The sequence below is a fragment of the Actinomyces ruminicola genome, assembly GCF_900103885.1.
GTDB classification, from domain to species: domain Bacteria; phylum Actinomycetota; class Actinomycetes; order Actinomycetales; family Actinomycetaceae; genus Actinomyces; species Actinomyces ruminicola.
In genome coordinates this window covers 38704-49515 of sequence record NZ_FNIM01000019.1, presented here as the reverse complement: position 1 = coordinate 49515, position 10812 = coordinate 38704, and the positions used below count along the sequence as shown (strand labels likewise).

The window sequence follows — 10812 nt, the reverse complement described above, 5'->3', positions numbered from 1 at the left end:
TCGGTGACTGTTACTGGTGGTTGGTCGTATCAGGTGTACTCCTCATCGCCGGGCGCGCCCGCCACCGGCGGCCATTACGGAGGCGGGGCGTTCGACGAGCAGGCCGCCCGCACCGCACAACTGATGTACCTAGCCTGCGTCGGCATACGAAGCGCCGCGTCGGGCGGCGCCCGAAACGCCGACTTCGACCCGACCGACTGCGCCACACACACCGCCCCCACCACCACCGCCACCGGGACCGACGGGGGCCCGGTGGCGGTCACGGTCTCCGCCTCCCAGGTAGTGACCCTGCTGGCCGACGGATCGGGCATCACCCGCCAGCCCCCGGGAGCAGAAGTCCTGATCAGCAAGGACTTCATCGTCTACACCAACCCCGACACACAGGTGCTTTCCACCACCGTCGCCGGCACCGAGGTCGTCATCCACGCCACACCAGTGTCCTACACCTGGGACTGGGGCGACGGCACCACCACGACCACCACTGCTCCGGGTGCACCGTGGCCCAACCAGACCGTCACCCACCGCTACACCCACACCGCCCAAGACATAACCACCACCCTCACAACCACCTGGAAGGCCACCTTCACCCCCACCGGCGGCACCACCACACCCATAACCGGAACCATCACCACCACCAACACCACCACCCCCTACAACACCGTCCGCACCCTCACCTACCTCACCGACCAAGCCGAAACCACCCAAGGACACTGAAACCACCCACCCACGCCCAACACTGAAGCACCAACCGCTACCCATAAGGCCTGAGGAACCAGGATTCCCCCTGTATAACGCCCCCGAGAGCTGATAAGTCAGCCTGCGGCCTCACCATCTGACTTGGTTGTGCCGACGCCGCCTACAAGCGCATATGTACCGCACGCCAAGCGGTGTTCGTCGCCACTCATTAGGAGGATTCAGCCTATGACCGGCGCACTCATCGTCTTTGACATCGACGGGACGCTCATGGACCACAGGGCAGCGGCAGACGAAGCCCTGGACAACTTTCTTCGCCTGGTGGGGACCGAGCCCACGCCGTCGCTGCACAACCTCTGGATTCGAGCAGAACGAGAGCACTTCACGGCATGGCGAAAGGGAAAGGTGAGCTTCACCGAGCAGCGACGGCTCCGCATGGCGGACCTGCTCAAGACCCTCGGGAAGACCATCGGCGGCGAAGCCAAGCTGGACCAGCTCTTCGAGCTCTACTTGGCCGAGTACGAGCGCGCCTGGCGGGCCTATCCCGACGCGCCGCCATGTTTGGTGGAGCTGCGCAGCCGCGGCTTTGAGCTCGCGGCACTCAGCAACGGCAATAGCCGACAGCAGGACCTGAAGCTCGAGCACATCGGCGTCCGCGAGTTCTTCTCCTACGTGCTCACCTCCGACTCCTTGGGAGCCGCTAAACCTCACCGGGAGGCATTCGACCGGGCAGCCGAGGCGCTGAGCTCACCGAGTGCGGAACTCACCTACATCGGAGACGACGTCGAAGTCGACGTGCTGGCCGCGCGCGCCGCTGGCTGGCACGCATTCCACCTGGACCGGTTCGGCACCAGCCATGTCCAGGGGCGTATCAAGTCGCTGAGTGAACTACCAGCGCTCCTTGACCGGTGAAGTCAAAGGGAGTAAGCCTCCTTCCGGACATGCCCCGAACGGCTGCCGCTAGGCCCCGGACTGCAGGGGGTGTTCGGACTTGCGGACGGCTTTTTTCCGGCTCTTCGGGTTTGAGGGTGTGGTGGCCGTGTTCGGGTGTGTGGGGTGGTTGTCGGTGTTGCGTGTTGTTGTTTACCCGGGCGGGTCGGTGGGGACGGTTCGAGGGCGTGGGTTAGCCCGCGGTGACGTGGCCCGGCCCTGCAGGGCGCTGTCTGGGAGGGCGTTCTCGACGGCTGCCCGGCGTCCTGGAGGTCTGGCCCGCGTCCTCGAACGATCCCAGCCCGGAAGCGACAGCGACCCGGCCGACCCGGCAACGTCCTGGTCGGCCCGAGTACGACCCCAGCCGGGCGAACACGTCCTCCTCCTCGGCCCGAGTACGACCCCGGCCGGTTGACCTACGTCCTGGTCGGCCCGAGCACGACCCCTCCCCGCACCACACCAACCAAGACCCCAGCCCCAAGCACCACGATCACGCCGACAACTCACCACCACACGCTCAAACCGGAAGAGCCATATACGTTGGCAGCTCTACTGTGCTCCCGCTATCTGAGCGAGGTACTCCGACACGTATAAGGAGATGACCGGCATGATGTGGACACTCGCCATCACGGCGTTCCTCGCCGGCGCGGCGGCGTGGCCCGGCGACCCGCGGCTCGCAGTCGCGGGCAACGACTTCTCCCCGGTGACCGCAACACCTCTGGCACTCATCGCCGCATGGCGGATCGGGCAATCGCTCGCAGAAGCGCGCCGGACACCTGACACCAGATCCATCGATACCCAGCACGAGGCCTCCGCCCTGGGCTAGCCGTACAAGAAGAAGACGCCGATCTAGGAGGCTGGGCGGGCGACGGCAGGTAGCTCCGTTGCCACCCAGCAGTGCGTCGCGACACCAAGGGCGGGGAGCGATTACTGCCATACCTTCAACACTACACACCACAGGTATACATCACGTGTATAGTTCCGCGCATGGACACCCGCCTCACCCTCCTCGGGCTCCTCGGCACCGGGCCCGGCTACGGATACGACCTCAAGACGCACTGGGACCGTTGGTTCGCCGACACCAAGCCGCTCGCCTTCGGCCAGGTATACGCCACCCTCGCCCGCCTGCTACGCGACGGTCTGATCGTCCAGACCGGGGCCGAGGCGGGCTCCGGCCCGGACCGCAAGCGCTACGAGATCACCGCGCGCGGGCGCAGCGCCGTCGAGGAGTGGATCCGCAGCCCCGAGGTCCCCTCCGACTCCATCCAGGCCGACCTGTTCGCCAAGACCATTATCGCCCTGCTGCTCGACGACGACGCCGAGCGCCTCCTGGACCTGCAGCGTGCCGCCCACACCTCCCGCATGCGCGAGATCACCCGCCGCAAGGAGGGGGCCGACCTGCACACGGTCCTCATCGCCGACCACGCCCTGTACCACCTGGAGGCCGACCTGCGCTGGATCGACCTGACCGCCGCCCGCCTTAACGAGTTGCGCCGGGAGGTCCGGGCATGAGCACCGCATCAGCCACCGCCTCTCCCGCCTCGGCGTCCACCGCCCAGGTGCTCATGCACGCACGAGGCCTGGAACTCGCCTTCGGAACCACCCGCGCCCTGCGCGGCATCGACCTCGACATCGCCGCGGGCGAGGTTCTGGCCGTGACCGGCCCCTCCGGCTCGGGCAAGTCCACCCTCCTGCACGTGCTGGCGGGCGTGCTGACGCCTGACGCCGGCACCGTGCAATACGGCGGCCGCAACGTCGCCTCCCTGGGAGAGGCCGACCGTGCCCGCCTGCGTCTGGCCGAGTTCGGTTTCATCTTCCAGTTCGGCCAGCTCCTGCCGGACCTGTCGGCGCTGGACAACGTGACCCTGCCGCTCCTGCTGGCGGGCGTCTCACGTCGCCGGGCACTGGAGCGCGCACACGCCCAACTGGATGCCCTCGGCCTGGGCGAGCACGAGCGCAAACTGCCCACCCAGCTCTCGGGTGGGCAGGCCCAGCGGGTCGCCGTCGCCCGCGCCCTGGTCACCTCGCCGCGCATCCTCTTCGCCGACGAGCCGACCGGTTCCCTGGACTCCCTGGCCGCCGAGCAGACGATGGGTGCACTGCTCGAAGCCGCCCGCGCCGCCCACTCCACACTGGTGGTCGTCACCCACGATGCCCGCATCGCCGCCTACGCCGACCGCGAGGTGATCATCCGTGACGGCCGCGTCAGCCTCGACAACGGACTGCTCCAGGGCACCCGGCCCGACGGCGAGGAGCAGACACGATGAGCACACTCCCCCTGGCCCGCCTGGTGGTTGCCGGCGACCGTGCCTCCCGACGCCGTCTTGCGGGGATCACGGCGGGCGTCATGATCGGCGTCGCGCTCTTCCTGCTGCTGGCCGCCGCCGGACAGGCATTCGGGGTGCGCTCGGAGCGCTCCACCTGGACTGAGCTTCAGCAATTCGGCCCCGCAGCCATGGCCGAGTTGGAGGAGAACACGGTGCTGGCCCCTGAGAAGGCCGCCGCCGTCTCCACACTCGACCACTTCGAGGACCGGGCCATCACCGTCCTGATGGTCGCCGCCACACCGGACACCCGGGTGCGCATTCCCGGCTCCGACGTCGTGCCCCGCCCTGGTCAGTACCTCGCGTCCCCCGCACTCGCCGCACTCATCGACTCCGTGCCGGAGGACCAGCTCGGCGATCGCTATGGGGATCGGGCCGGGATCCTGTCCGACGACGCCGTCGAGGGCCCGGACTCCCTGGTGGTCATCGTCGGGGCGGAGCAGTCCGAGGTGCTGGCCTGGGAGGGCACGAGCACTGCGCAGGTGGTAACCGAGTTCGTCGGCTACGACTACGCCTCCCAGAGCTACCGGATCGTCGCGATCATTGGCGCGATCGCGGTGCTCGTGCCGGTGCTGCTGCTGATCGCCATCGTCACCGGCCTCGGTGCGGCGCAGCGCGCCGAGCGCTTCGCCACCCTGCGGCTGATCGGCGCCACCCCCGGGCGAGTGGCCCGGATCGCCGCGGCGGAGACCGGGGTGACGGCCCTTGTGGGGGCGGTGCTCGGTGTGCTCCTGTACCTCGCCCTGATCCCGCTGGCGGCGTGCATCGAGATCGGCTCCTCGCGGTTCTTCCCGGCGGATCTGCTCACCACCCCGGGCGTCATCGGGGTGACCGTCGTGCTGGTGCCACTGGTGGCGGCGGCCGTGACCTGGTGGACGACACTGCGAGCCGACGCCGGCCCTCTGGGCGCCTCCCGCGAGCGCCGCGAGCGCCCGCCTCGGCTGCGCTCCCTCCTGCCCCTGCTGCTCGGTCTGGCGGGACTGACGGCGGTGCGCGTTCTCGCCAACGCCATCAACTCCGGCACGGAGACCGCCGTAGACATTCCCATAGCCCCCCTGCTGGTGGCCTCATTCGTACTGACCATGTTGGGCCTGCTGTGGGCCGGGCCGCTGCTGACCTGGTGGTGCGCCCGCCTGGTGCAACGCCAAGCCCGCGGTGCGGCGCAGGTGATCGGCTTGGGGCGGCTGGTCCAGCATCCCCGGGCGACCTTCCGTGCCGTCGGCGGCCTGGTCGTCGCCGTGTACGCGGTGACGCTGTTCGCCGTCGCCGTCACCGCTGCGGCTGGCACCCCGGTGCTCAACCAGGGCAGTGGTTACCTGGCACAGACGACGCTGTACACGCTGCCCGAGCCCGACGCCGCGGAGGCACTCGAGCAGGCGGCCCCACGGATCGAGCAGGTCGAGGGCGTGACCGCCGTCGTCGTCGCCCGGGAGGCGCCGACCGAGGCCGAGGACGCCTCCCAGCGGTTCGCCCTGCGGACGGCGGATGCTCGCACCCTGGGCGCCTTCGACACCGATTCCTCGGATGCGGCCCAGGACTCGCAGTGGGTGAGCGTGTCCTGGAACTGGCTGCTGAACAACGCCGCGGATCCGCGGCCGATTGCCGCGCCCGAGTCGGACGGCGGGGTCTCGCTGCTGGTGGCCACCGACGGTGAGGCGGCCTCGGTGGAGCGGGCGCGCACCGCCATGGTGACCGCATTGGGTGGAGTACTCACCCACTATCCGATTTCGCGCGCCGACAATGTGGTCACCGCCGCCACCGCCCTGGAGAATCAGTTCGCGGCCCTGGGCTACATCGGCATTCTCATCGCCGCGGGGGTGTCGACGGCGGCGCTGGCGGTATCCACCGTCTCCTCGCTGCTGGCAAGACGGCGGGTGCTGTCCCTGCTGCGGCTGGTGGGTATGCCCCGGCATACACTGCGGCGGGCGGTCGCCTGGGAGATGCTGCTGCCCGTGGCCACGGTGCTGGCGGTGAGCATCGGCGCGGCGGTGTACACGGCGTGGATCGTCATAGTCGGTACCTCGTCGCGGGGAGTCGGTTGGCCCGCGGGCTCCTACTATGTGGTTCTTGGCGGGTGCTTGGCGATGGTGGCGGTTGCGGTGGCGGCCAGCACACGGGCAGCGGCCAGGATGGTCGCCTCCGCCACGGTCCGCTTCGAATAGCCTCGAGCCCGACGACGCCGGAGCCTGCCCGCGGTGGGTGGCTCCGGCGTCGTCGCCGAGAATGCCGGCTAGGCGCTCACTCCGCTTGCTTGGTCGATTCCTTCTCTCCGGTTCCGAGCAACCACGCCGCGGTGAAGGCGACCACCACCGAGAAGACCGCAACGCCGATTGCCCCATAGAAGTTCGACATCGAGCCGTCGGCGGGTATGTATGCGGGAAGCGAGGCGAAGCTCGGACTGGCGATGACGTACTGGGTGGTGCCGAGCACGCCCGCGAGCAGGCCCCCGGCGCCGCCGCCGATTACCGCGGCGATCAGGGGTCGGCGCAGTGGGAACAGCACGCCGTAGACACCGGGCTCGGTGATGCCCAGCAGGCCGGTGACGCCGGCGGAGATCGCCACCGACTTGGTCTTGGCCTCCCGGGATCGGAGCCCCACGGCGAGGCAGGCGGCACCGACCGACACATTCGCCGCCAGCATGCCGGCCATCACCAGCGGATCGCCGCCAACCGACGCCAGCAGGGCGAAGACGACCGGGTACAGGGCGTTGTTCATGCCGAAGAACACCAGGAACGGCGTCGTCGCCCCGATGATGAGCACGGCCAGCGGTGGTGCGGCGTTATAAATCGCGGTCACGCCGGTGGCCAGCCAACCGCCGACGACGCTACCGGCCGGCCCCAGAACGAGCAGAGTGACGGGAACAGTCACCAGCATGGTCACCAGCGGCAGGAACACCGCACGCAGCGCCCCCGGCAGGACCCGCGCGAAGAACCGGTAGACCACGCTCATGAACAAGGCGCCCAGAATGATCGGAAACACCGTGGTGTTGTAGGTGACCTGGGCGACCGGAACGCCCGCGAAGGTCAATCCCTCCGCCCCGTTGATCGTCTCATACAGCAGCACCGTGCCGAGGAACGCCCCGAGGTACCCGTCGACGTTGAGCTTGCGGGCGGCGCTGAACCCGATGAAGACCGGCAGGAAGTAGAAGGCGGCCTGGTTGACGGCATAGAAGACCTGGTAGGTGCCGGAGGTATCGGAGACGTGGAAGAAGTTCGTCAGCACCGTCAGCACGGCCCCGGTAAGCCCGCCGGCGATCAGCACGGGGATCACCGGGGAAAAGGTCCCGCCGATGAAATCGAGGACGACGGTCACCCAGCCGCGCCGACCCGGCGCCGCGTGCTCGGCGGCTTTTGCGTCCTCCACCCCGCGTTCGGCGTCCTCCGCCGCGGCCCGCTCGTCGACGATGCCGCCGGCCGACTCGAAGTCACCGAGTTGCACGAACTCGTGGTACAGGTCGGTCGCCTCCGGGCCGACCACGATCTGGTACTGGCCGTTGCGCTTCACCAGGCCGAGTACGCCTTCTCTTTTCTGGATGGCGTCCTCATCTATCTTGGACGGGTCGTTAGCCGTGAGACGCAGGCGGGTGTAGCAGTGCGCCGCCGCCGCAATGTTCGCCTCTCCGCCCATGTATTCGATCAGGTCGCGGCTCAGCGCGATGCGCTCTTCCTTGACGCCCATCAGTCGTTCATCTCCCTGCCCCACTGAGTCGCCCCGGAGGAGATGAAGGACTTGTACCAGTAGTAGGAGTCCTTAGGAATACGGGTCAGGGCCAGCGCCGAGACGTCGTCGGTCGCCTTCTGTTCCTCATCGGTCGTGTCGATGAAGACGAAGCCGTACCGCTTCGCCATCCCATTGCCGGTGGACAGCAGGTCGGTGAAGGTCCAGGCGTTGTAGCCGAAGACGTCGACGCCGTCCTCAATGGCCAGACCGATCTGGTAGAGGTTATCCCGGATGTAGTCCAGGCGCTGCGGGTCATGGACCCTCCCGTCGGGGCTCTTGGTTTCATGCGCGCCGAGGCCGTTCTCGGTGATCACCATCGGCAGCCGGTAGTGATCCCACAGGTAGCGCAGGGCGTAACGCATCGCCACCGGGTCTATCTCCCAGTCCCAGTCCGTGTACTCGACATAGGGGTTGCGGGTGAGCGCGTACTGCCCGGGAACCACCGGAAAGGTGAGCTCTCCCTTCTTCCCAGACGCGTTCAGCAGGTACTCCTGCGCCTCGGCGTCGGCGGGGGCGTGCCTGGCGGTGTTCGACCGGTAGCAGTTGACCGCGAGGAAGTCGCTCTTCGCCCGCTTCATCGTCTCAATGTCGCCGGGACGGATGTCCGGATCGATGTGATTGTTGCTCCAGTAGTTGTATACAAAGGGAGAGTAGTCTCCGTATGCGTAGGTGTCGCACCAGATCTTCTCGGTGAACTCCTCCGCGTTCATCGCCGCGATCTGGTCCTCGGGCCGGCAGGTCTCGGGGTAGATCGGCACGTACCCGGGCACCGGTCCGATCTTGCCTCCGTCGACGAGCTCATGGCAGAGGTTGACGGCCGTGGCGTGGCAGAGGTTCATGATGTGGTTGATCTTCCACTTGTCACGGAACCAGTCCTCCACGCCCTTGGAGACGCCGAGCCAGTCGCCGTAGCAGATCTGCATGTTCTGCTCATTGATGCTGAGCCAGTACTTGACGCGGTCGCCGAAGGCTTCGAAGCAGGTGCGCACGTAGTGCTCGAAGGCCGGGATGATGTCCCGCGAGCGCCATCCACCCAGTTCCTCCTGGGCCCACACCGGCATGTCGTAGTGGTACAGGGTGACGATCGGGGTGATGCCGGCCGCCAGCAGCTCGTCGATCAGGTTGTTGTAGAAGGCGACGCCCGCAGGGTTCACCGCGCCGTCGGCGGCCGGGATGATCCGCGGCCAGGCGATCGAGAAGCGATAGCTGGTCAGCCCGCACTCCTTCATGAGGGCGACGTCCTCCGCATAGCGGTGGTAGTGGTCCGCAGTGAACTTGTTGTCCACGAACGGGGCCTTCTTCTGCGAGTTGAGGTCGATGACCGCCGGCGTGCGGCCGTCCTCGGTGGTGGCGCCCTCAACCTGCCAGGCGGCGCTCGAGGCGCCGAATAGGAAGCCCGTGGGAAAGCGGGGATTCCAGTCGTAGTGCATGTGCCATCTCCTTTGAAGTGCACCAACGTGTTGGTACTTCGACGTTAGGAGAGGTCGGCAGCGCGGCGGGGTTCACAATACGAACCCCGCCGCCACTACGGCGGAGCCTGGCCCGGGCGGCCCTCCTTCGCCCACAGCGGCGTCGCCTCTTGCCCGCTGCCGTTACTCCTGCCCCGCCGCGATCGGGAGTTGAGCACCCGTGTTCAGTCGAGGGCGTCGGCGTCGGGGCGCCACCCCGGTTCCAGCGAACGCCGCACCGTCTCCGAGGCGAGGTAGCGGCGCGTGTACTGGCTGTAGACCAGGTCGAAGAACACGCTCACCCCGTACTTGGAGTAAACGCTCCTGTGCCCCTCCAGATCCTCCTGGCTGAGGTAGATGACCCGGTCGAACAAACGGTCCAATCCCGCCGACCGATTGGTGGTCAGCACCACGCGGAGTGCGCTCAACGTCTGCATCTGCTTAAAGGCCGCCTTGGCGTAGTTGCCAGTCACCGACACTACGACGATCAGGTCCTCCGAGGTGACTCCGTCGAGCACCGCCGGATCCCCGGAGCCCTCCGTCAGGACATGGATGAGCTTGCCTCCGTAGAGCATGGCCTGCTGGAACTCGCGCACGCTCATGGAGGAGAAGTCGGAGGCGAGGCAGACCACTTCGCGTGCCCGATGCAGCTCCTCTACGAACTCGTGCACCCCGCGGGAGGCAGCGGCATCACGAATCTCGGAGAGCATGCGGATGATGTGTGCCGACAGGTAGGCGTCGAAACCCGGTTCGTTGGCATAGTCGACGAAGTACCGCCAGTGCAGCTGCCACTCGTAGGCGGCGGCCTTGACTCCGGTGAAGGTCTCGAAGCCGATCGCCTGGCAGAAGCGGCGGATGCTCGAGCGCGAGATGGCACATTCCTCAGCGACCTCGTAGACGTTGAGACGGGGCAGGTCGTCGAAGTGCTCCAGCAGATACTTCGACAGCGCGTAGCCGGGGCTCCCGACCTCGGCGGCGTTGAAGGCGCCGAGCAATGCGTTGAGCAGGCTGAAGTGCTTGAGCGAGAAGTGATCCCCGTACTCGGGTTGATCAACTATCAGCATGTCTCTCCCTGATCAGGGGCCCCGGCTCCGCCGAATTCATTCAGCCCACTCGACTGTCACCGCATAGTCACTCTGGCCCGTCCCGGCAAGCAGGCTCTCGACATGCGAGGTAAGTAGCTCCTCCGCACGAGTCTGCGCCTTATCCAGCAGGCCTCCGTCAATGGCGAGCTGCTTGGCGTTCTCCTCCTCAGCGGCGAGGAATGTAGTGACGTCATCAACGTCAAGCTGATTGACGAGACTGAAAGACTGGTCGTAGGTCTGCACGGTGGCGGGGTCGATCGTGGAGGAGAGAACCTCGACCGCCGGAGCATTCAAGATGACTGACTTGCTTTGGTCATCGACCTCAATCGTCACGGCGGAGATGTCCGCGATGCCGGCCTTGACCGCGCCATTGTAGGTAATCAAGAAAGACCCGCCGGTCAATGGCACGTCCCATGCAAGAACCTTGTTGTTGCTCTCGGAGTACTTGCCGACGTTCGTGAAATTGTACTCCTCCGTAGCCAATTCGGCAATGTCTTCGAAGGACGCGGCGATCGTGGTTGAGTCCATGGTCACGTCCCTGCCTTTAAGCACCCCCCCCCCACGCCAATCCGCCAATAACGACGCCTACCACTACGATCCCGGCGAACAGAG

Annotated in this window: 10 protein-coding genes; 6 read left to right on the top strand and 4 right to left on the bottom strand. The window is 66.8% G+C overall.

The window, feature by feature from the left end; genetic code table 11:
* The 6 genes from BLR49_RS11670 to BLR49_RS11645 form a co-directional block, all read left to right on the top strand.
* On the top strand, positions 1-714 hold a 714-nt coding region (locus BLR49_RS11670), incomplete at its 5' end, for a hypothetical protein (protein ID WP_218121357.1).
* 207 nt (positions 715-921) lie between these two features.
* Positions 922-1605 (top strand): HAD family hydrolase, encoded by a 684-nt coding sequence (locus tag BLR49_RS11665; protein ID WP_218121356.1) that lies wholly within the window; start codon positions 922-924, stop codon positions 1603-1605.
* Between the two features lie 625 nt (positions 1606-2230).
* The gene (locus BLR49_RS11660; protein ID WP_143013762.1) at positions 2231-2449 is read left to right on the top strand and encodes a hypothetical protein; all 219 of its coding nucleotides are present in this window, start codon (positions 2231-2233) and stop codon (positions 2447-2449) included.
* A gap of 161 nt (positions 2450-2610) precedes the next feature.
* Positions 2611-3135, top strand: a complete 525-nt coding sequence (locus BLR49_RS11655) for a PadR family transcriptional regulator (protein WP_092537804.1) — start codon at positions 2611-2613, stop codon at positions 3133-3135.
* Positions 3132-3890: an ABC transporter ATP-binding protein gene (locus BLR49_RS11650; protein ID WP_092537802.1), complete on the top strand. Its 759-nt coding sequence runs from the start codon at positions 3132-3134 to the stop codon at positions 3888-3890. The genes BLR49_RS11655 and BLR49_RS11650 overlap by 4 nt, the downstream gene beginning before the upstream one ends.
* On the top strand, positions 3887-6109 hold the full coding sequence (locus BLR49_RS11645) for an ABC transporter permease (protein WP_092537800.1): 2223 nt from the start codon (positions 3887-3889) through the stop codon (positions 6107-6109). The genes BLR49_RS11650 and BLR49_RS11645 overlap by 4 nt, the downstream gene beginning before the upstream one ends.
* A gap of 76 nt (positions 6110-6185) precedes the next feature.
* Here BLR49_RS11645 and BLR49_RS11640 read toward each other — a convergent pair whose 3' ends face one another.
* The 4 genes from BLR49_RS11640 to BLR49_RS11625 all read right to left on the bottom strand — a co-directional run bounded on the left by BLR49_RS11640 (position 6186) and on the right by BLR49_RS11625 (position 10728).
* Complete coding sequence (locus tag BLR49_RS11640; RefSeq protein ID WP_092537798.1) at positions 6186-7625, bottom strand: PTS transporter subunit EIIC; 1440 nt, start codon at positions 7623-7625, stop codon at positions 6186-6188.
* A complete protein-coding gene (locus BLR49_RS11635; RefSeq protein ID WP_092537796.1) occupies positions 7625-9097 on the bottom strand; it encodes a glycoside hydrolase family 1 protein in 1473 nt (490 codons plus the stop codon). The genes BLR49_RS11640 and BLR49_RS11635 overlap by 1 nt, the downstream gene beginning before the upstream one ends.
* Before the next feature lie 203 nt (positions 9098-9300).
* The gene (locus tag BLR49_RS11630; RefSeq protein WP_092537794.1) at positions 9301-10179 is read right to left on the bottom strand and encodes a MurR/RpiR family transcriptional regulator; all 879 of its coding nucleotides are present in this window, start codon (positions 10177-10179) and stop codon (positions 9301-9303) included.
* Between the two features lie 36 nt (positions 10180-10215).
* Positions 10216-10728 carry a DUF4230 domain-containing protein gene (locus BLR49_RS11625; RefSeq protein WP_092537818.1) on the bottom strand — a complete coding sequence of 171 codons (513 nt, stop codon included), beginning with the start codon at positions 10726-10728 and terminating at the stop codon, positions 10216-10218.
* Positions 10729-10812 lie beyond the last annotated feature (84 nt).